Origin of the sequence: Sulfitobacter sp. M368, assembly GCF_025141875.1 — a bacterium.
In the GTDB taxonomy this organism is placed as follows: domain Bacteria; phylum Pseudomonadota; class Alphaproteobacteria; order Rhodobacterales; family Rhodobacteraceae; genus Sulfitobacter; species Sulfitobacter mediterraneus_A.
Map to the genome: position 1 here is coordinate 523391 of NZ_CP081113.1, position 21002 is coordinate 544392.

Annotated in this window: 21 protein-coding genes and 1 tRNA gene; 16 read left to right on the forward strand and 6 right to left on the reverse strand. The window is 58.5% G+C overall.

The genetic code is table 11. The features are described 5' to 3' along the window. Window positions 1-9: 9 nt before the first annotated feature. From K3754_RS02585 to K3754_RS02595, 3 genes are read right to left on the reverse strand one after another with little or no spacing between them, the layout of a single operon-like run. Complete coding sequence (locus tag K3754_RS02585) at window positions 10-234, reverse strand: DUF6552 family protein (protein ID WP_203209174.1); 225 nt, start codon at window positions 232-234, stop codon at window positions 10-12. A gap of 34 nt (window positions 235-268) precedes the next feature. Further along, a complete protein-coding gene (locus K3754_RS02590; RefSeq protein WP_259940705.1) occupies window positions 269-796 on the reverse strand; it encodes a cysteine hydrolase family protein in 528 nt (175 codons plus the stop codon). A 7-nt stretch (window positions 797-803) separates the two neighbouring features. Next, window positions 804-950, reverse strand: coding sequence for a hypothetical protein (locus tag K3754_RS02595; RefSeq protein ID WP_259940708.1), 147 nt, complete (start codon window positions 948-950; stop codon window positions 804-806). Window positions 951-1049: 99 nt separating this feature from the next. Here K3754_RS02595 and K3754_RS02600 point away from each other — a divergent pair, with 99 nt between their 5' ends. Continuing rightward, entirely contained in the window at window positions 1050-1931 is an 882-nt protein-coding gene (locus K3754_RS02600) for a LysR family transcriptional regulator (protein WP_259940711.1), read from the forward strand. A gap of 21 nt (window positions 1932-1952) precedes the next feature. Here the strand turns inward: K3754_RS02600 and K3754_RS02605 are convergent, their stop codons facing one another. Both K3754_RS02605 and K3754_RS02610 read right to left on the reverse strand, forming a co-directional pair. Further along, on the reverse strand, window positions 1953-3404 hold the full coding sequence (locus K3754_RS02605; RefSeq protein ID WP_259940715.1) for a serine hydrolase: 1452 nt from the start codon (window positions 3402-3404) through the stop codon (window positions 1953-1955). Window positions 3405-3667: 263 nt separating this feature from the next. After that, complete coding sequence (locus K3754_RS02610) at window positions 3668-4375, reverse strand: HAD family hydrolase (protein ID WP_259940717.1); 708 nt, start codon at window positions 4373-4375, stop codon at window positions 3668-3670. An 88-nt stretch (window positions 4376-4463) separates the two neighbouring features. Between K3754_RS02610 and clpS the strand changes: the two genes are divergently transcribed. Genes clpS through K3754_RS02625 form a run of 3 tightly spaced genes read left to right on the forward strand, consistent with a single transcriptional unit; the run spans window position 4464 to window position 6627 of the window. Beyond that, on the forward strand, window positions 4464-4808 hold the full coding sequence (gene clpS, locus K3754_RS02615) for an ATP-dependent Clp protease adapter ClpS (RefSeq protein ID WP_025047014.1): 345 nt from the start codon (window positions 4464-4466) through the stop codon (window positions 4806-4808). A 3-nt stretch (window positions 4809-4811) separates the two neighbouring features. After that, a complete protein-coding gene (locus K3754_RS02620) occupies window positions 4812-5804 on the forward strand; it encodes a class I SAM-dependent methyltransferase (RefSeq protein WP_259940719.1) in 993 nt (330 codons plus the stop codon). A gap of 22 nt (window positions 5805-5826) precedes the next feature. Next, window positions 5827-6627 (forward strand): SDR family NAD(P)-dependent oxidoreductase, encoded by an 801-nt coding sequence (locus K3754_RS02625; protein WP_203209168.1) that lies wholly within the window; start codon window positions 5827-5829, stop codon window positions 6625-6627. Here K3754_RS02625 and K3754_RS02630 read toward each other — a convergent pair whose 3' ends face one another. Next, window positions 6628-7623 (reverse strand): phosphatase PAP2 family protein, encoded by a 996-nt coding sequence (locus K3754_RS02630; RefSeq protein ID WP_259940723.1) that lies wholly within the window; start codon window positions 7621-7623, stop codon window positions 6628-6630. Between the two features lie 205 nt (window positions 7624-7828). On the opposite strand from K3754_RS02630, the gene K3754_RS02635 reads away from it, so the two are divergent. From K3754_RS02635 to K3754_RS02690, 12 genes are all read left to right on the forward strand, one after another. Continuing rightward, window positions 7829-7905 (forward strand) — tRNA-Met (locus K3754_RS02635). A gap of 321 nt (window positions 7906-8226) precedes the next feature. Further along, entirely contained in the window at window positions 8227-9261 is a 1035-nt protein-coding gene (locus K3754_RS02640; RefSeq protein WP_203209166.1) for a TRAP transporter substrate-binding protein, read from the forward strand. 73 nt (window positions 9262-9334) lie between these two features. Then, window positions 9335-9916, forward strand: a complete 582-nt coding sequence (locus K3754_RS02645; RefSeq protein ID WP_203209165.1) for a TRAP transporter small permease — start codon at window positions 9335-9337, stop codon at window positions 9914-9916. A 1-nt stretch (window position 9917) separates the two neighbouring features. After that, the gene (locus tag K3754_RS02650; protein WP_203209164.1) at window positions 9918-11237 is read left to right on the forward strand and encodes a TRAP transporter large permease; all 1320 of its coding nucleotides are present in this window, start codon (window positions 9918-9920) and stop codon (window positions 11235-11237) included. Window positions 11238-11307: 70 nt separating this feature from the next. Beyond that, window positions 11308-13122 (forward strand): feruloyl-CoA synthase, encoded by a 1815-nt coding sequence (locus K3754_RS02655; RefSeq protein ID WP_259940728.1) that lies wholly within the window; start codon window positions 11308-11310, stop codon window positions 13120-13122. Between the two features lie 75 nt (window positions 13123-13197). Further along, window positions 13198-14736: a benzoate-CoA ligase family protein gene (locus K3754_RS02660; RefSeq protein ID WP_203209162.1), complete on the forward strand. Its 1539-nt coding sequence runs from the start codon at window positions 13198-13200 to the stop codon at window positions 14734-14736. Continuing rightward, window positions 14736-15560, forward strand: a complete 825-nt coding sequence (locus tag K3754_RS02665) for an alpha/beta fold hydrolase (protein WP_259940732.1) — start codon at window positions 14736-14738, stop codon at window positions 15558-15560. The genes K3754_RS02660 and K3754_RS02665 overlap by 1 nt, the downstream gene beginning before the upstream one ends. Next, complete coding sequence (locus tag K3754_RS02670; protein ID WP_259940734.1) at window positions 15553-15999, forward strand: DUF309 domain-containing protein; 447 nt, start codon at window positions 15553-15555, stop codon at window positions 15997-15999. Before K3754_RS02665 ends, K3754_RS02670 begins: the two co-directional genes overlap by 8 nt. Window positions 16000-16109: 110 nt before the next feature. After that, the gene (gene boxC, locus K3754_RS02675) at window positions 16110-17768 is read left to right on the forward strand and encodes a 2,3-epoxybenzoyl-CoA dihydrolase (protein ID WP_259940736.1); all 1659 of its coding nucleotides are present in this window, start codon (window positions 16110-16112) and stop codon (window positions 17766-17768) included. 84 nt (window positions 17769-17852) lie between these two features. Beyond that, window positions 17853-19304: a benzoyl-CoA 2,3-epoxidase subunit BoxB gene (gene boxB / locus K3754_RS02680; RefSeq protein WP_203209158.1), complete on the forward strand. Its 1452-nt coding sequence runs from the start codon at window positions 17853-17855 to the stop codon at window positions 19302-19304. An 82-nt stretch (window positions 19305-19386) separates the two neighbouring features. Beyond that, window positions 19387-20565: a benzoyl-CoA 2,3-epoxidase subunit BoxA gene (boxA, locus tag K3754_RS02685; RefSeq protein WP_259940739.1), complete on the forward strand. Its 1179-nt coding sequence runs from the start codon at window positions 19387-19389 to the stop codon at window positions 20563-20565. Continuing rightward, entirely contained in the window at window positions 20566-20991 is a 426-nt protein-coding gene (locus K3754_RS02690) for a thioesterase family protein (protein WP_203209156.1), read from the forward strand. It begins immediately after the preceding gene. Window positions 20992-21002: the final 11 nt, after the last annotated feature.

Below are 21002 nucleotides of genomic sequence, written 5' to 3' on the forward strand. Positions count from 1 at the left end.
GATCAGGCCCTAACCGCTGATCAATCCTGCCACCATGGCGCCCAAGGCCACGACATGGATCAACATGATCGCCTTGTCGCGCCACAACACGCCCACTGTGAACCAGCCGATCAGCCCGATCAGGAACAGATAGATATTGAGCGGCGTCAGCCCGAATGCCGTGGCGCTGTAGCCCATGATCTGCACAACCGAAGCGGCCCATTTGAGGGTCATGATGCCGCGTTCCCGTTGCATTGTCCCGAGACGAGGGTGGGGTATTGACGGCATTTCAGATCACCTTTGCATAAGACATGACAAGCGGGGCGAGAAAGGCCGCCTGCACTTCGGCAGCGCTGAGGTGCACGCCATTGAATGACAGCGCCTTGGCCCCGCAGGCATCGGCAACCAGCGTCACGTCATATCCCAGATCTCGTGCCGCACGCGCGGTCGCATCAATGCACATTTGCGTCATAGCGCCGATGATCGTCACATGGGTGATCCCCGCCGCCTGAAGATGTGCGTGCAGATCTGTTCCATGAAAGCTGTTGGGGCGGTGTTTGAGGATCACCGCCTCACCTTCCTGCGGTGCGACGGAGGCGTGGATTTGCGCCCCCTGGGTGCCGGGACGAAAGAATGGTGCGCTGTCGCTGGCGGCTTCGTGATAGACATGCACGACCATCTCACCAGCGGTCCGAGTGTCCTGCAGCACTTCGGCAGCATGTGACGCGACGCTTTCCATGTCTTCCACGGGCCACAGCCCGCCGGTGAAATAGTCGTTCTGAATGTCCACAATGATCAGGGCATTTGCATTGCTCATACCAGCCTCACAGGTCCAGCGGGTTGATCTGGACGGTCTTGCCGCGCTGGAACCAGCGGCGCCGGGTGGTCTTGTTTGTCTTGGGGTGCTCGCGCATTTCCACTTTGTCGGTGCGGGTCGCAGTCATGAAGGCTTGAGCATAAATTTTTAACATGTCGGTTCCTTTCCTTGCATGCATCTGCTGTTGAATATGTTTGAAACGGTGACATACTGCGAGTCACGGATGTTCGCATTGTGTAAGCTGGGGTTTAATATGGATTGGCGTCACCTACCGCCATTGTCGGCGCTCAGGGCGTTTTCGGCCTTTGCCCAGACCCGTAATGTGGTGGCGGCAGGTGAGGCGCTTGGCGTCAGCCACGCCGCGATCAGCCAACAGTTGCGTGCGCTTGAGTCACATCTGGACGTGGCATTGCTTGATCGGTCCGGGCGGGGTCTGCTGCTGACGGACGCGGGCGAGACATTGGCCAAAGCCCTGCACGCGGGCTTTGCCGCGATGATCGAAGCGACGCAAGAGATCACCGGCGCGTTGGACGACAAGCCGCTGCATATTTCTGTCACGCCCACCTTTGCCGCCTCATGGTTGATGCCGCGCATGCCAAAGTTTCGGGCGCGGCATCCCGAGGTGGATCTGATGATTGATCCAACACCAGAGATTGTCACGCTGTCCTCAGACGGAATTGATGTGGCGCTGCGTTATGGCGTTGGGCCGTGGCCGGGGCTGGATGCGGAAATGCTGCTCCGCTCGCCTATGGTCGTGGTGGCTGCGCCCTGTTTGGTTGGCGATGGTCCGGGCCCGGACATCAATGCCTTGGCCGATCTGCCGTGGCTCGAAGAGTTTGGCACATCTGAAAGCACCAGATGGCTGGACCGTCACGGGATGTCCGGCGCACGCAAACACGGGATGGTGCAGGTGCCCGGCAATCTCTTGCTTGACGGGGCGCGGGACGGGCAGGGGGTGATTGTAACCGTGCGTGAATTTGTTGCGCGGGATATCGCGGCGGGGCGATTGCGTGAGTTGCACATCGAACCGGACGATGATGCCGGCTATCACCTTGTCAAACGGCCCGGCGTGATGCGGCCCGTTCTGAAATCATTTGTGACATGGATACGCCGTGAGGCGCGTGAGACTGCCTGACCAGGAAATGGTGTGGGCGGTCTAGCTGGGCCCAATCATGAAACAGCTGATCTTGCGCGCCGCCAGACGTCGGCAGGCCAGATCGGCGGTTTCGCGTGTCATCCCGAGAAAATTGGCGTCAAAGCCCTGTGGGCGTCGCACCACCTTGCGCAGGCTGCCATCGAGTGTGGCCATTTCTGCCAAGGCGGTTTTAAGCAGCACTTTTTCTGCGGCAAACTTGCTGGGGTAGCGGCCCACGTTGACGCCCCAATGCCGGCCACCTGATGTGGAAACACGGGTCACGATTTCTTGGGAACGGGCCTTCTTCGGTTCTGGCGCGACTGAGGCCAAGGTGGATGGACGTGCTGCAGGTCTGATTGACACGGCGGCAGAGGCCAGGGTCACAACCGGCGCTGTTTCGGCTGGTTTCGTTTCGGCGGCTTCGGCGACAGGTTTAACTGGCGGCTTTGCTGGCTCTGCCGGCTTGGCCTCGGCGACCAATACCGGGGCTTGATGGCCCGGACGCAGAACAGGGCGCTTTGATTTCTTGACGGCGCCGACGACGCGAATGGTCTTGCCAGCGCCACCTGCAGTGGAACCGGGCACAACGGATTTTTCGGTCTCGACATCGGCATAAACCGGCTTGGCCGGTTTGCGCAACGGCGCACGTGAGGGCGCGCGGCGGAAACCAAGATCCATCAGCTCTGCCACCTTGGCATTGCGTGAAGAGGTGGATTTGCCGCCAAACACGGTCACGATAATGCGTTCATTGCCCCGTTCAGCAGAGGCGGTGAGGTTAAAGCCGGAGGCGCGTGTATATCCCGTCTTGATCCCGTCTGCACCGCGATAGTCGTTCAGGAAACGGCGGTTCGTGTGTGTTACTTTGCGCACACCCGCATCAGCGGTGATGCGCGAAAACAGATTGTAATATTGCGGAAAATCATACAGCAGGTGGCGCCCCGCGATGGTCATGTCGCGGGCGGTGGACAGGTGGCCCGCTTCGGTCAGGCCGTGCATATTCTTGAACGTGGTCCGCGTCATACCCAGCGCCTTGGCGGTACGGTTCATGCGGCGGGCAAACTTGGCTTCGGACCCCGAGATCGCCTCGCCAATTGCGGTGGCGGCGTCATTGGCGGATTTCACAGCGGCGGCGCGGATCAGATAACGCAGGGCGATGCGCTGTCCAGGGCGCAGGCCCAGTTTGCTGGGCGGCTCTGCTGCGGCCTTCTTGGAAATAGTGACCTTGGTATCAAGGGAGATTTCACCGCGCTGTATCGCCTCAAAGGCCACGTAAAGGGTCATCATCTTGGTCAGAGATGCCGGATGTAGGCGGGTGTCGGCGTTGCGGGCATGCAGCACCTTACCGGTGCGGGCATCGATTACATAAGCGGCATAGGGTGCAGCCATCGCACTGAGCGGAAGCACCACCAAGAGCCAAAAAGCCGTGATAAAAAATAGCCCCAAACGGGCCGGCTGAACGCGCCGCGCCTTCATGATGAACTGCCTTTTTCTGCCTCAAGCCGCCGATTTATTCGGCTGACCATGTATTATTATCGTTCGACACTAGCATAAGGTGTATTCAAAATAAACCCATTCATTCAAAGGATTAACGGGAAATTAACGTTCTGGCTTGTCAACATGTTGGGTTTGCTCCGGCGCGTGACCCCACCACGGCCATTGTGGCGGGAATAAGGCAAGAACTTGGCGGGCCGCCATCTTTCGTTTGGCCCGGATTTTTGGGTTCGGAATCGCCCTGATCAGGCCTGCGTCAGACCGTAAATAAAATCGGGTAGCGCGCCGAGATCAGCAAGCTCTGCAAATCGTGGCGCGTCAGCGGGGGCTTTGGCGTGCTCAATCGCCCAGGTCAGCCCATGCGGGATCAACACGCCCCATCCGCCCGCATCAATCATCGGCACCACATCCGAGGCCATGGAATTGCCCGCCATCAAACCCTGATCCGCGCCCGTGCCAAGCCGGGTAAAAATTTCGTGGTACTCGGCGGCGGTCTTGTGGGAAACGATCTCGATGGCATCAAAATGCTCGCGCAGACCCGATTGCGCCAATTTACGCGACTGGTCCAGAAGATCGCCCTTGGTGATCAGTATCAGTTTGAAATCATCGCGCAGCGTCGCCAGCGTGGTCTCGACGTGGGGCAGCAATTCAATCGGATGGGACAGCATATCGCGCCCCGCCGCGAGTATTTCGCCAATGACGTCTGCGGGCACTTTTCCTTCTGTCACTTCAATCGCGGTTTCGATCATCGACAGGGTGAACCCTTTGATGCCAAAGCCGTAATGCGGCAAATTGCGCCGCTCCGCCGCCAAGAGGCGGCCCATCAAATGGTCCTTCTCGGTGTGATCGGCCAGAAGTTCGGCAAAATGGGCCTGAGTCATCGCAAAGAAGCGTTCATTGTGCCAAAGCGTGTCATCGGCATCCAATCCGATGGCTGTTAACGGCGTGGTCATTTTCTTCTGCCTCTTTTCTAATGCCTGTGGCAGGTTATATAGACGCCAACACGACTCACCAATGTTTCGAAGCAACTCAGGAGCAGCAATGCGCCTTGATGATCATATGATGGCAGACCGGCCCGGCGATGACGACGGCCAGACCGACCTGCTGACCAAGACCAAGCCAAAGACCAAACGCCCGCCTTTGTACAAGGTGATGCTGCTCAATGACGATTTCACACCGATGGAATTTGTTGTGCATGTGCTTGAGCGTTTCTTTGGGCTCAATCATGCGCAGGCTTTCGAGATCATGCTGACAGTTCACAAAAAGGGGCTGGCAGTTGTGGGTGTGTTCAGCCACGAGATTGCCGAAACCAAAGTGGCGCAAGTTATGGATTTTGCCCGCCGGCATCAGCATCCGTTGCAGTGCACGATGGAAAAGGAAGAATAGCGCGTGATTGACGCGCGATTGCAGCTGGCGCTGGGTGGGGGTGGATTGGACCTGCCCGAGGACGGTCTGATCGGGGTGTTCCGTCCGCCTGTTGATGCCGACCTTGACGGGATCGTCATGGATCGGTGCCAGATTCTGCATGATTTCAAACCATTCTACGCAGCATGGGAAAGCCGCGGCTATACCGTGGCCAATGCGCCAACTGAGCGCTTTGCCGCGACGGTTGTTTGCCTGCCTCGGGCCAAGCAAGAGGCCCGCAGTTTGATTGCGCAGGCCTGCGCGTTCAGCGATGGGCCGGTCGTTGTAGATGGCCAAAAGACCGATGGTATCGATTCCATTTTTCGTGAGATGCGCGGCCGGGTGACAGTGCATGGCCCGATTTCCAAGGCGCATGGCAAATTGTTCTGGATCGACGCGCCTGCCGCCGATTGTTTTGCCGATTGGGAGGCCGGACCAGAGCAGACCGATGGCGGGTTCTGGACCGCGCCGGGGGTGTTTTCTGCGGATGGGGTCGATCTGGCCTCGGCTTTGCTGGTAGATGCCCTGCCAGATAAACTGGGCAAAGAAGTTGCGGATCTGGGGGCCGGTTGGGGCTTTCTTTCCGCGCATGTCCTCACACGGCCCGAAGTGACTTCTGTGCATATGGTTGAGGCGGGGCATATGGCGCTGGAATGTGCGCGCCACAATGTCACCGATGACCGTGCAAAGTTCTATTGGGAGGATGCCACCACTTGGCAGCCGCCGCACCGGATGGATACGGTCGTGATGAACCCGCCCTTTCACACGGGCCGCGCCGCAGAGCCGCAGATCGGTCAGGCCTTTGTCGCCGCTGCCGCGCGGATTTTGGCGCCGCAGGGGCATCTGTGGATGGTCGCCAACCGGCACCTGCCTTATGAAGTTGAGTTGAAAAAACGCTTCGCCCATGTAGAAGAGATGGGCGGCGATGCGCGGTTCAAGCTGTTCCACGCGACGCGGCCATCGCGCCCAAGGCGCTGATTTCACCAAAAAGGGGCACCTCATGTCTTTTTCTGTTTCTGGAAAAACCGCCATTGTGACAGGTGCGGCCAATGGGATCGGCCTGGCCATTGCCCGCCATCTGGCCGACCACGGCGCCAATGTGATGTGTGCGGATGCGGATGAAAAAGGTCTGATCGCCGAATTGGGGGATGAACCGGAAGATGGCAATATCCGCACCTTTGCAGGGGATCTGCGCCAGCGGTTGACGGTGGCCAATCTGGTATCGGCAACCATTGATGCTTTTGATCAGATCGACATTCTGGTGAACGCCTCGCGGCAATTGCTGCCGACAGATGCGCTTAACGTCGAAGACGATTCTGTTTCGACGCTGCTGGATCAAAACCTGATGACGGCCCTGCGTTTGACGCAGTTCGTGGCCAAACGCATGATCAAACAAGAGGCGGACCAGCCCGAGGGGCAAATCGGCTCTATCATCAATCTCAGCTCGATCGCGGCGCGGCAAATTCAGCCGGACTTGATGGGTTATGCCATCGCCGCATCCGCGGTGCAGCAGATGACGCGCTCCATGGCGCTGGTTCTGGCCCAGCACCGGATTCGCGTGAATGCGATCTCGTTCGGATCGGTGATGAGCGGGAGCTTGCGGGCCACGGTTGCGGAAAACCGCGAGTGGCGCGATGATATTCGCGATCATACCCCGCTTGGGCGCATCGCCTCTCCAACGGAACTGTGCGAAGCGGTGCAATTTCTCGCCGCTGAAAGCTCTGCTTTTATGACCGGTGAAGTGATGGTGATCGACGGCGGGCGCAGCCTGCTGGACGCGGTGAGCGCCCCTGCACATTGATCAGGCGTTTGCCTCTGCGGCTTGATCTTTCGCATTGCTCGGCACAATCCAGCGGGCAAACAGCCACGCCAAGACAAACACCGCAAATCCGCCCAACAGATCGCTAAAGTGATGCCCGCCGTGTGACAGGATCGCTGGCAACATCCCGATATTGAGCAAGACCATCGGCCAAAAGATCATCGTCCCCCGAACAAAGCAGATCGCGAGAAACACCATCACCGTATGGTATGATGGAAAGGCGATTGTGCCCATGATCATACCGGGGGCGATCAATGCATTGCCTTCCTGGGTCATGCGCAACAACTGCCCGCCTTCGGCGTGACCGTGGACCAGCCCAAGCGCCTGTTCGGTGGAGGTTGGCAAGGTGAAATATGCGGAAGGGCCAATGCTGGGCCAAGCCCACCAGAACGCCACAGCAAACAGCAGCGAGACAATGCCGGCCACCAGCACGCGGTGCAATTGCACCGTGCGGCCCGTCAAGCCCAGTACAAAGATCACCACGAACAACTGACCCAGTGAGGTGTTGTAAACCCAGCCAAGGATCTTGCCGAGGGTTGGATACTGCGCAATGAAGCCGACGAAGCCGACCCAGTCATATCCAACCAGCCACTGGTCGATACGCATAAGGTCTGTGTCGATCAACGGCGTGCTGATCGGAAACCGCAGATAGATCAAGATCGCGATGACGCCGGAAAACCCGATATAGATGCCCGCGCCAATCGCCGCCAATCCGGCACGGTGCATTTGTTTTTTGACACGGATAAATGCACCCAGACCAATCAACCCGATGGCCGGTGCAAAGCTGATAAGAAACGCGGCCCAGGCGACCTGCTGGTCAAATGCAAAGGCCAGAACTGCCGCGAGCGCGCCTGTCAGCACTGACAACACAATGAGGAAAATCTCGGCAGGGGCCAGCCACAGCCCGACCTTTTCCAAGGCGGGTCTTGGTGCCGTCTTTTGAGGGGCGGCGAAAGTTAGGCTGGCATCGGTTGGCATGGACGCTCTCCGGAGTTGGTCACAGTTGGTATCTTTGGTTTTTTGGGCCAGATTTGGGCGCGAGCGGGGCAATTGGGTGAAGCTCAGTGCGTCGCGGCCCGCAACGGGAAATTCCCGGCGGTGCCTGCGCCAGCAAACTGATGTAATTTTCGATGAGGTTTTGGGCTTGACGCCAAGCGGAGGCTGTCCTACTTCACGCGCCGATGGCGTTATAGCTCAGTTGGTTAGAGCGAACGACTCATAATCGTTAGGTCCCTGGTTCAAATCCAGGTAACGCCACCATCTCCTCCCTGGTTTTCCAATGCCGCTCAGGTCTGCACCTAAGCACTATAATGCGCAGATTTATCTTTGCCGTTGACTGCGGCGCGGCGCTGGCTTGGGATGATCTGCACTAAAATGCTTTGTCTGTGCGCGACTTGTCCTGTCGGAAGGGCCGGTTTTGGCCGGTAAACCTGTGACAAATTGCGTTTTTGCCTGTCTTGGCTTGCGTCATCGCGGCCAGCGGGTATTGATTATAGGCACAACCGGGGGTGCAAGCAGCACTTCGGCAAAATCAGGACCGCGGTACAACCGGGGCCAGATGGATAACAAAGGGAGACCACTATGATTTTTCGCAGAACCCTGATGGGTATGGCGGGGGCAGCTGTTGCTGCAACCTTGATGGCGACAACCGCAATGGCGCAGGAGGTGACGCTGCGCATGCACCAATTCCTGCCACCGCAGGCCAATGTGCCCAAGCTGGTGCTGGATGTCTGGGCGGACAACGTTGAAAAAGACAGCGGCGGCCGTATCAAGGTTGAGCGCTATCCTTCCATGCAGCTGGGCGGCAAACCACCAGAACTGATGGACCAAGCGATCGACGGCGTGGCCGACATCGTCTGGACCGTGGTTGGCTATACGCCGGGCCGCTATCCCAGCACCGAGGTGTTCGAACTGCCGTTCATGATGACCAACGCCCGCGCGGCCTCTTCGGCCTATTGGCAGATGTTTGAAAAGCACATGAAAGACGGTGAATTCAAAGATGTGCACATTCTGGGCACATGGGTTCACGGCCCCGGCATGATTCACGTCAACAAGGAAGTCCGCACGCCTGCCGATATGGAAGGCCTGAAAATCCGCGGTGGTTCGCGTCTTGTGAACTCTCTGCTGGAAAAAATGGGCTCCACACCCGTGGGTATGCCGGTTCCGGCCGTGCCAGAAGGCCTGTCCAAAGGTGTGATCGACGGCACAACCATCCCTTGGGAAGTGACCGGCGCGTTGAAAGTGCCAGAGCTGGTGGATTACCACACCGAATTTGAAGGCAATGCCCTTTATGTTCTGACCTTCGTTCTGGCGATGAACAAGGACCGCTACGAGGGTCTGCCAGCGGATCTGCAAAAGGTGATCGACGACAACTCCGGTCTGGAATTCTCGATCTTTGCAGGTGGCACGCAGTCCGATGCCGATGGTCCTTCACGTCAGGCCGCCGTGGATCGTGGCAACACCATCGTGACAGTTTCGGGTGATGATGTTCAGGCGTGGCGCGATGTGGCGCAGCCGATCTATGACGAATGGATCGCAGACATGAAGTCTAAAGGCATCGACGGTCAGGCTCTGATCGACGAAGCAAGAATGCTGATGGACGCTTACGATAAGTAATCGCCTTGCATGAATACAGATCTGCGGCAGTCCTGCTGCCGCAGATCTTTTTTACTGAACTGAGAGAATAGCAATGCACCGGCTGATCCAGTCCCTTGCACGCCTCACCGCTTTGGCTGGTGGGTTTGTGCTGATCGTGTTGATCGTTCTAACGTCACTGTCGATCATTGGGCGCTCCGTGAACAAGCTGCTGCACAATGACTTCTTTCAGCAAAAGATGACCGGCTTTTCCCAAGCCCTGCTTGATCTCGGCATTGGTGAGATCAATGGCAGCTACGAGCTGCTTGAGGCCGGCGTCGCCTTTGCGATTTTTTCTTTCCTGCCGCTGTGCCAGCTTTATGGCGCCCATGCGACAGTGGATGTGTTTACCGCCGCTCTTCCGGTCCGGGCGAACCGTTGGATCGCCGCATTTTGGGAGATTGTTCTGGCGCTCGTGCTGGCGCTGATCATCTGGCGGCTGTACGAGGGGATGCAGCGCTACATGGGCAATGGCGAGACAACGTTGTTCCTGCAGTTTCCGGTTTGGTGGGCCTATGCGGCCAGCTTTGCTGCTGGCGTCGTGACCTGCATTGTCGCGGCCTATTGCGCGGTGATGCGCCTTTTGGAGGCGGTGCAGAACCACAGCATTCTGCCGTCCGAGCATGGGGAACATTGAAATGACCAACCTCGAATTGGGCTTTTGGTCCTTTCCCATCCTGATGATCATGGTGTTTCTGCGCGCGCCGATTGGTCTGGCTATGCTGCTGTGCGGATTTGGCGGCTGGTATATGGCGATGGGCGGCAATCCGACCCCGCTGTTGGCCAAGCTGAAATCTGAGACCTACACCACCTTTTCCAGCTATTCGCTGACCATCATTCCGATGTTCTTGCTGATGGGGCAATTTGCGACCCTGTCCGGGATGAGCCAAGCCCTTTTCAAAGCAGCAGAAAGCTTTCTTGGTCACCGCCGCGGCGGCGTTGCCATGGCGGCGGTGGGAGCCTGTGCCGGGTTTGGCGCGATTTGCGGATCGTCGCTGGCCACGGCTGCGACCATGTCCAAGGTCGCCCTGCCAGAGCTGAAGCGCTATGGCTATTCGGGTGGTTTCTCCACCGCGACGCTGGCCGCTGGCGGCACGCTGGGCATTCTGATCCCGCCCTCTGTGATCTTGGTGATCTACGCCATCCTGACCGAACAAAATATCGCCAAGCTGTTCCTCGCAGCGTTCATACCGGGCATTCTGGCGGCGCTGGGGTATATTCTGACCATTTCCATCTATGTGCGTCTGCACCCGGATGCGGCAGGCACCCGTCCTGCGGTCCCCATGGCCGAGCGGTTTCGCGCTCTGGCCGACACATGGCCGGTTCTGGTGATCTTCCTCGTGGTGGTTGGCGGCATCTATCTGGGCTGGTTTACACCCACCGAAGGCTCCGCCATTGGCGCGATGGGCACGGGGCTGGTGGCGCTGGTGTCCGGCAGTTTGAACTGGAAAGTGCTGGGTGACAGCCTTTTGGGTACAGCGCGGACCACGGCGATGATCTTTTTCATCGTGCTGGGCGCGGCGTTTTACAACGGCTTCCTTGCCCTGTCGGGCGTGCCGCAGTTCATGGCCGATTGGGTCGTGACACAAGGCTTCAGCCCGCTGTTGGTGCTTTGCGTAATCTTGGCCTTCTATCTGGTCTTTGGTTGTCTGATGGACAGCCTGTCGATGATCCTGCTGACCGTGCCGATCTTTTTCCCGGTGATCTCGGCGATGGATTTTGGGATGAGCCCGGAACATCTGGCGATCTGGTTCGGCATTCTGGTGCTGATCGTGGTCGAGGTTGGTTTGATCACGCCGCCGGTGGGGATGAACCTGTTTATCATCAACTCGATGGACCGCGAGACCCCGATGACCGAGACCTACAAATCAGTGATGTATTTTGTCGGCTCCGACATCCTGCGCGTTATCATTCTGGTGGCTTTCCCCGCGATTACATTGTTCCTGCTGCCCGGCTGACGGGCCGCCATCGGGAAAGCTGCCGCTGGATCAACCGCCCTGCAATTTTGCAGGCTTAGGGAGGTTTGCAATGACGGCACATTTGGGGCTAAAACCACATCAGGTTCTGCGCGCGGATCGCGCGGATGGGGCAATTGTCTTGCAGTCCGGGTATACCCATGGGCCGGTGGCGCGGTGCACAGGGGATTGGCTGGATCAATGGGCGGATGCAACGCCCGACGCCCTGTTTCTGGCCGAACGGTCCGGCACAGGCTGGCGCAAGGTCACCTACGGCGCGGCGCGGGATAAGGTCCGGACGATAGCGGGGCACCTGCTGAACCGCGATCTTGGCCCGGACCGGCCTGTTTTGATCATCTCCGGCAACAGCATTGACCACGCCTTGCTCAGCCTTGCGGCGCAATATGTCGGCATTCCAGTGGTGCCTGTTGCCGAACAATACGCCCTGATCCCCGCCGCGCATGGGCGGTTGATCCATGCCGCAGACATGGTGCGCCCCGGTTTGGTCTATGCATCGGATGCGTCCCAATATGCAGCCGCGCTGGATCTGGAGATATTTGCGGGCGTTGAAAAACTATCGTCGATGCCGGGGGGCAGTGGTGCGACAGATCTGGCCGATTTGATGCGCCCTGGCACCGGCGATGTGCAGACGGCGGCGGATGCGGTGACGCCCAAGACGCTGGCCAAGATCCTGCTCACCTCCGGTTCCACCTCCGATCCCAAAGGGGTGCTGACCACGCAGCGAATGATGACCACCAATCAGGCACAGGTCGCGGCCTGCCTGCCGTTCCTCGCCAAACGCCCGCCCCGGTTGGTCGATTGGTTGCCGTGGAATCACACCTTCGGAGGGTCGTATAATTTCAATCTGGTGCTGGTCAATGGCGGTAGCATGCATCTGGACGATGGCAAACCTGCGCCGGGGCTGTTTGACCGGACCCGCCAGAACCTCGCCGAAATCTCGGCCACCATAAGCTTTAACGTACCTGTTGGTTTTGCCCAGTTGGTCACGGCGCTAAAGGCGGATAAGGCGCTGCGCGAGACCTATTTTGCCGATCTCGATATGATCTTTTACGCAGGCGCGTCCCTGCCGCAGGACATCTGGATGGCGTTGGAACAACTGGCGTTGGACACTTGCGGGCAATTGCCCCTGATCACCACCTCTTGGGGGCTGACCGAAACCGCACCGGGGGTGATGATCAGCCACGAGCCGGCCAAGGGGGCAGGGCTTGTTGGCGTGCCGATGCCGGGGTGCACGGTCAAGCTGGTGCCGGATGGGGATGGCCGCTTTGATGTGCGGGTCAAAGGCGACAACGTCACGCCCGGATATCTGAACAACCCTGAAAAAACGCAGGAGGCGTTCGACGGCGAGGGTTATTTCATCACCGGCGACGCAATGCAGTTGGTGGACCCCGCAGTTGCCGATCGCGGGCTGATGTTTGACGGGCGGATCTCCGAAAACTTCAAACTGATGACCGGCACTTGGGTGCGGGCCTCACAATTGCGCCTTGATCTGCTGGCGGCACTGGCCCCCCTGGCGCAGGACGTGGTGATCACCGGGGAAGACCGGTCCGAGGTGGGGGTGATGATCCTGCCCAACCGCGCCGCGATTACCGCGCAAGGCTGGACTATGACAGAGGCGGATGGCGTAATCACCTGCGCCCCGTTGCAAGAAGAACTGGGCCGGCGTCTGTCGGCGTTGGCCGCGCAGTCAGATCAATCCACGCATGTCAGCTGCGCCTTGGTCTTGTCTGAACCGGCCTCCATGGCCGAGGGAGAGGCGACCGCGAAGGGAAATATCAACTTTCCCAAGTTCCTGCGCCGCCGCGCCGATCTGGTGGATCAGCTTTATAATCCGCAGACCGCAAGCCGGATCACCACTGCGCATTAAAGTGCAACCTTTTGTGCTGCCGGTTGCGCATATGCGGGCGGGATGCACAATGTTGCGCAAATACTGGGGGGTTACATGGTTTCTACCGACAATAACGCTGTCACCTATTTTGTGGATCGACATCTGGACGAAGGACGCGGCGACAAGCGTGCCTTCTTGGAAGCACAAAGCGGACGCAGCCTGAGCTATAGCGACATGGCCGCAGGTGCCGCGCAGGTGGCGGGGGCGTTGACCCGCGCTGGTATCCGGCCCGAGGAACGCGCGGCGATGCTGGTGCTGGACCAGATCGAATTTCCACAGATTTTCTGGGGCGCGATCAAGGCCGGTGTGGTGCCGGTCCCGCTCAACACGCTGTTGGCCACGCCGGTTTATGACGCGATCCTGCGCGACAGCCGCGCGGCGGTCCTGTTTGTGTCAGAGGCGCTTTGGCCCGTGGTTGCCCCTGCGGTCGCAGGCAATCCCTATCTGCGGCAGGTGGTTATGATTGGCGATGCGCCGGAGGACACGCAGGGGTTTGATGACTTCATGCGCGATGCCCCCGCCCAAGACACCATGGCCGTCAGTGCCGACGAGGTGGCATTCTGGCTCTATTCGTCTGGCTCTACCGGGCAGCCAAAGGGCGTTGCGCATGTGCATTCCGCCCTGAAGGCCACGGCAGACACTTACGGTGCCAAGGTGCTGCGTATTGCCGAGGATGACGTGGTGCTGTCAGCCGCCAAATTCTTTTTCGCCTATGGGCTGGGCAATGCGATGACCTTTCCGCTGTCTGTCGGGGCCAGCACGGTGCTGTTCACTGGCCGGCCCACGCCGCCGGACATGATCGAAACAATTGCCGCGCATCGGCCGACGATCTTCTGCGGGGTGCCGACACTGTATGCGGCGATGGTCGCACAGATGGATCAAACTGGTGCGCCCGATGCGCCATTGCGCACCTGCATCTCGGCAGGTGAGGCGTTGCCCGAAGATGTGGGCAAACGGTGGGAGGCGCATACGGGAGTGGGCATTCTGGATGGTGTCGGATCAACCGAGATGCTGCATATTTTCCTGAGCAACGGGCCGGGCGATATCGTCTATGGCACTTCGGGGGTTGCGGTGCCGGGATACGAATTGCGTCTGGTCGACGAAAGCGGCGCAGAGGTGGGCGTTGGAGAAGTGGGGGAACTCTTGGTCAACGGGGCGTCCGCCGCGCATTGTTACTGGAACCAGCGCGACAAATCGCGTGAGACCTTCGAAGGGGTCTGGACCCGCACGGGCGACAAATACGAGCGCCGCGAGGATGGGCGGCTGGTCTATTGCGGGCGCACGGACGACATGTTCAAGGTCTCGGGTATCTGGCTGTCCCCGTTCGAGGTTGAAGGCGCGTTGGTGAGCCATCCGCAGGTGCTGGAGGCGGCGGTCGTGGCCATGCGGGATTCCGATGGGCTGGAAAAGCCCAAGGCGTTTATCGTGCTGCAATCGGGTGAGGGATCAGACACCCTTGAAGCCGAGCTGAAAGACTTTGTGAAAGAGAAAATCGGCAAATGGAAATATCCCCGCTGGATCGAAGTGGTGGAAGACTTGCCAAAAACCGCAACCGGAAAGATCCAGCGGTTCAAACTCAGAGAGGGCGCGTGATGGCGATCAATTGGACGAATGCCGATGGGGCGCGGATTGCGGTCAACGGCCAATCGCTTGAGTATGCCTGCTGGGGCCCCGCGCCGCACAAGGCACCTACGCTGGTGCTGCTGCATGAGGGGCTTGGTTCTGTCGCGCAGTGGAAGGATGTGCCTGCGCAATTGGCCGCACGCACGGGCTTTGGTGTCTTTGCCTATAGTCGAGCGGGTTATGGCGGCTCTGATCCCGTGACACTGCCCCGACCGCTTGATTTTCAGACGCGTGAGGCTGAGGATGTTCTGGGTGACGTGTTGGATGCGGCCGGAATCGAGCATTGCATTTTGATGGGGCATTCGGACGGTGCGACCATTGCCGCAATTTATGCCGGTTCAGTGTCCGATATGCGGGTGCGCGGGCTTGTCCTGATCGCGCCGCATTTCTTTACCGAACCTTCCGGGCTGGCGGCGATCCGCGCGGCAGGCGAGGCGTTTGAAGACGGGGATCTGAAACAGCGCCTTGGGAAATATCACGCCAATGTCGAAGTGGCGTTCAAGGGCTGGCATGATGTCTGGACTGATCCTGCCTTTGCCAAGTGGAACGTGGCTGATGCAATTGACCACTGGCGCATTCCGGTTCTGGCCATTCAGGGGCGCGATGATGCCTATGGCACCCTGGCGCAAATCCAAGAGATAGAAGACCGGATCTATTCACCGCTGGATACGCTGATCCTTGACGATTGCGGGCATGCGCCGCACCTGGAGAAACCGAAGGAAACCCTGGCGGAGATCACGGAGTTCTGCGCCCGGCTGCGGCGGCTCGAAGAGGATGAGGTCAGGATTGGCTGATCAGCCCGCCCATATTCCGCGGCCGTCCCATGCCTATTTGCCGGGGGTGAATGCACGTCATCCCGAAGATTGGTTCGATGACATCAAGATCAGTGTGGGCCCGCAGACACCGCTGGATGCGCTGCATCTGACGCTCGCCTGGCAGGCGGGATTGGAATATTTCGAGGCCGGCTATTACTGGGAATGCCACGAGGTGCTTGAGGCTGTTTGGTTGCAAACGCCGGAGTGGTCGGCAGAGCGGGACATGGCGCAGGCGATGATCCAGCTGGCCAATGCACGGATCAAGATCCGGATGCAGCGCCTAAATGCTGCGCGGCGGCTGTGTGATATGGTGCTGGCACATCTTGCGCGATGCCCGATGGGACTGCCGGTTTTGGGGTTGGAACGGCCCAAGATGGAACGGCTGGTGCAGGAAACTTTGATCCTGATCGATCAATGAAGATGCACTATAATTCACGTTATCCGGAAAATAATGTAACTACCGGCCGTTTCCGCTAAGTATTCTGAACTATATCGCATCAATGCGACTGATTCATGAGGGGACCACCGATGACCAAAGTGATCGACTTTCAGACCGATCCGTCCAAGTACCGGCACTGGAAGATTGAATATGATGGTCCGATTGCATGGCTTTCGATGGATGTGGACGAAAAGGGCGGGTTGTTCGACGGCTATGAGCTCAAGCTGAACAGCTATGATCTGGGTGTCGACATCGAGCTGGCTGACGTTGTGCAACGGATGCGGTTTGAACATCCTGAGGTCAAAGTGGTGGTCATGCGTTCGGCCAAGGACAAGGTGTTCTGTGCAGGGGCCAACATCCGCATGCTGGGCGGCGCGGCGCATGCCCATAAGGTCAATTTCTGCAAATTCACCAACGAGACCCGCAACACGTATGAGGCCGCTTTGGCCGACAGCGGGCAGAACTATATCTGCGCGGTCAAAGGGGCCTGTGCGGGCGGCGGTTATGAGCTGGCCTTGGCGTGCAATCACATCATGCTGACCGATGACAGCACGTCCTCTGTGGCCTTGCCTGAGGTGCCGTTGCTGGCGGTTCTGCCGGGCACAGGTGGGCTGACCCGAGTGACCGACAAACGCAAGGTGCGCCGTGATCTGGCAGATGTGTTCTGTTCTATCGAAGAGGGCGTGAAGGGCAAACGCGCGGTGCAATGGCGGCTGGTGGACGAAGTGTTCCCGAACTCCAGCTTTGATGAAAAGGTCGCGGAACGGGCGGCCACGCTGGCCGCAGAATCGGCCAAACCTGATGTGGCGGAGGGGATCGAACTTACTCCGCTGTCCCGCAGTTTTGCCGAGGATGGTGTGAGCTATTCCACGGTTGAGGTGGCGCTTGTGCGGAATGAAAGCCGTGCCACAATCACAATCAAAGGGCCCGAGGGAGATGCGCCGGCGGATATGGATGCCTTCACCGCCAAGGGGGCGGAGAATTGGATGCTGCGCTGTGCGCGGGAACTGGACGACGCAATTTTGCATTTGCGCAACAACGAAAAGGAACTGGGGCTGATTGAATTCCAGACCCAGGGCGATCCTGAAACCGTGCTGGCGCATGAGGCGCTGTTGCTGGGCAACCCTGATCATTGGCTGGCCAACGAGGTGTTGCAATATTGGAAACGGGTACTGAAACGCATCGACATGACCTCGCGGTCATTGGTGGCGATCGTGGAGCATGGATCATGCTTTGCCGGGGTTCTGGCCGAACTGCTTTGGGCGGTGGACCGCAGCTATATGATGCTGGAGGAGTTTGACGGCGACAACCGGGCGCTGGCAACCGTTGCGATGTCAGAGGGCAACTTTGGCACCTATCCGATGGGCAATGACCTGACCCGTTTGCAGACCCGTTTCCTTGGCACTCCGGAGCAGGTGGAAAAGCTGAAATCCTCCATAGGGGAGGCACTGGAGGCGGATGACGCAGAGGAACTGGGCCTGATCACCTATGCCTACGACGACATCGATTGGGAGGATGAGGTGCGCCTGTTCATGGAAGAACGTGCCAGTTTCAGCCCCGATGCGATGACGGGGATGGAAGCCAATCTGCGCTTTGCCGGGCCAGAAACCATGGAAACCCGGATTTTTGGCCGCCTGACTGCATGGCAGAACTGGATTTTCCAGCGCCCCAACGCAGTTGGTGAAGAGGGCGCCTTGCAACGCTACGGCACCGGGGTGCGCGGCAAATACAATATGGAACGTGTGTAATCATCAATGGAACGGCGTCCTCGAAAGAAGCCGGTCGGGAACGCCTCAGGTTTCCGATGCCCAGACTGAAAAGGAACTTCGACAATGCTCGATCTGATCAACGTAAGTTATGACACGCAAATCCCGAACAATGTCGGGCTGTCCGAGGACAAGAAGGTGCTCAAAGCGCTGGAGAAATGGCACCCCGGTTATATCAACTGGTGGAATGATCTGATCCCCCAGAACTTTCAGGAAAGCATGGTCTACCTGCGCACCGCGGTGAGCGTTGATCCCAAGGGCTGGGCGAAGTTCGACTATGTGAAGATGCCAGAATATCGCTGGGGTGTTCTGCTGGCACCAGCGGTTGAGGATCGCAAGATCCCGATGGGTGAGCATTACGGTGAGCCGGCATGGCAAGAGGTGCCAGGTGAGTATCGCAATATGCTCAAGCGCCTGATCGTCATTCAGGGCGACACTGAGCCGGGATCGGTAGAACAGCAGCGGTTTCTTGGTCTGACGGCGCCATCCCTTTATGACATGCGCAACCTTTTTCAGGTGAACGTCGAAGAAGGCCGCCACCTTTGGGCGATGGTGTATCTGCTGCAGAAATATTTTGGCCGCGATGGCCGCGAAGAGGCGAACGACCTGTTGGTGCGCTCCTCCGGGTCCGAAGACGCGCCGCGCATGTTGGGCGCGTTCAACGAGGAAACGCCCGATTGGTTGTCGTTCTTCATGTTCACCTATTTCACCGACCGTGATGGCAAGATGCAATTGGAAAGCCTAGCGCAATCGGGGTTTGACCCGCTGTCGCGCACCTGCCGGTTCATGCTGACCGAAGAGGCGCATCACATGTTTGTCGGCGAGACCGGCGTGGGCCGGACCATTCAGGCAACTGTTGAGGCGATGAACGCAAATGGTATCACCGATCCCTATGACATCAACAAGATCCGCGATCTGGGGGTGATTGACCTGCCGACGATCCAGAAAAAGCTGAACCTGCATTATACGCTTTCACTGGATCTGTTTGGTCAGGAAGTGTCCACCAACGCCGCCAATGCGTTCAACTCCGGCATCAAGGGCCGCTATATGGAGCAGCGGATCGACGACGATCACAAGCTGAATGATGCGACCTATCCGGTCACCTCGATCAAGGATGGCAAGATCCTGACTGAAGATGTACCTGCATTGACCGCGATCAACATGCGCCTTCGCGATGATTACGTGCGCGATGCTGCGGGCGGGGTGGGCCGTTGGAACAAGCTGATTGCCAAGTCGGGCGTGGAGTTTGAACTGAAGCTGCCGCATGAGGGTTTCCACCGCCAGATCGGTGTCTTTAGCACAGTTGCGATTGATCCGGACGGCAATATCCTGTCGGCGGAAGAGTGGCAAAAGCGTCAGGGTGACTGGTTGCCGACCAAGGCCGATGGGGATTTCATCCAATCCTTGATGGTGCCTTGTTTTGAGCCGGGCAAATACGCCTCTTGGATCGCAGCGCCCAAGGTTGGGATAGACAACAAGCCGGGCGATTATGAGTATGTTAAGCTGCACATGGCCTGACAGTTTGGCGGGGTAGACCCCGCCTTGCAGAATACCAAGGGTGGGGGTCTCTCCGCCCTTCTTTTGATGAATGGGAGAGCCTATGACCACCCCCGTCAAACAGCACCTGATTGATCCCGAGATCTGTATCCGTTGCTACACCTGTGAGATGACCTGCCAAATTGGGGCAATCGAACATGACGACAACAATGTCGTTGTGAATGCGGATGTCTGTAATTTCTGCATGGATTGTATCCCGGTCTGTCCTACGGGGTCCATTGACGAATGGCGGGTGGTGGAAACGCCTTACACCCTTGAAGAGCAGTACGGATTTGATGAACTGCCCGAACAGGCCGAGATCGAGGCGGCGCCAGCGGGCGGTGACGAGGGCGACGCAGATCCGGTTGCGGCCCTGTTGGCCGAGGCGCACAAGGGCGCGGGCGGCAAGGCGCGTGCGCCACTGACAGCGGCGAAACCGGCGGTCAATATGTACACGCTTGGCAAACCGGCCAAGATGAAAGTACAGGGCAACTACCGCCTGACCGACGATCCAAGCCATGATGTGCGCCATATCATTCTGGACCCCGGCGCATTGCCCTTTCCCGTGCTGGAGGGGCAATCGGTCGGCATCATTCCACCGGGGCAAGATGCGGAAGGCAAGGCGCATTTGCCGCGGCTCTATTCCGTGTCCAGCCCCCGCGACGGAGAGCGCCCCGGCTATCACAACATCTCGCTGACCGTGAAACGCGAAAATGGCGGGCTGGCGTCCAACTACCTGTGCGATCTTGAGCAAGGTTCAGAGGTTGAGGTCACTGGTCCGTTTGGCTCTACCTTCCTGATGCCGAATGACCCCAATGCGCGCCTGTTGTTGATCTGTACCGGCACCGGATCAGCGCCGATGCGGGCCTTCACCATGCAGCGGCAGCGCGGCGGTGCCACGGGCGGCATGACCATGTTCTTTGGTGCACGCACACCCGAAAGCCTGCCGTATTTCGGACCGCTCAAGAAGATCCCGGAAAAGATCCTGCGGCAACATCTGGTGTTTAGCCGCCTGCCGGATGCGGACAAGGAATATGTGCAGGACCGGATCGTGGCCGAACAGGACGAGGTCGCCGAAATGCTGGGTGATGACCGCACCCATATCTACATCTGCGGGTTGCGGGGGATGGAAGAGGGGGTTGAGCTTGCCATGACCTCCATCGCCGAAAGCATCGGCCAGCAATGGACCGCCCTGCGTGATGTGATGCGTGACGAGGGTCGCTATCACGTGGAGACCTATTAGATGAGCGCAGAGAATTTTGTGCATCCGGTCAATGTGACCTGGGCCGATTGTGACCCCGCCCGCATCGCCTATACCGCGCGGCTGCCTTACTTTGCATTGGATGCGATCAATGCCTGGTGGGAGGCCCATCTGGATGGCGACGGTTGGTTCCAGATGGAGATTGATCGCAATGTCGGTACGCCATTCGTCAACATGTCGATGGATTTTCGCAGCCCCGTGACGCCTCGCCATAAGCTGTTGTGCGAAACATATCCGACACGGCTGGGCGACAAGTCGATCACCTTTGCGGTGAAGGGGCGGCAAGATGATGTGCTGTGTTTTGAAGGCCGCTTTACCTGCGTGTTTATCATTGCCGATCAGTTCAAAAGCCAATCGGCTCCGGCAGAGTTCAGGGCGGTGATTGAGCCGCGTCTGCGTGCGGAATAGTGCAACAAATC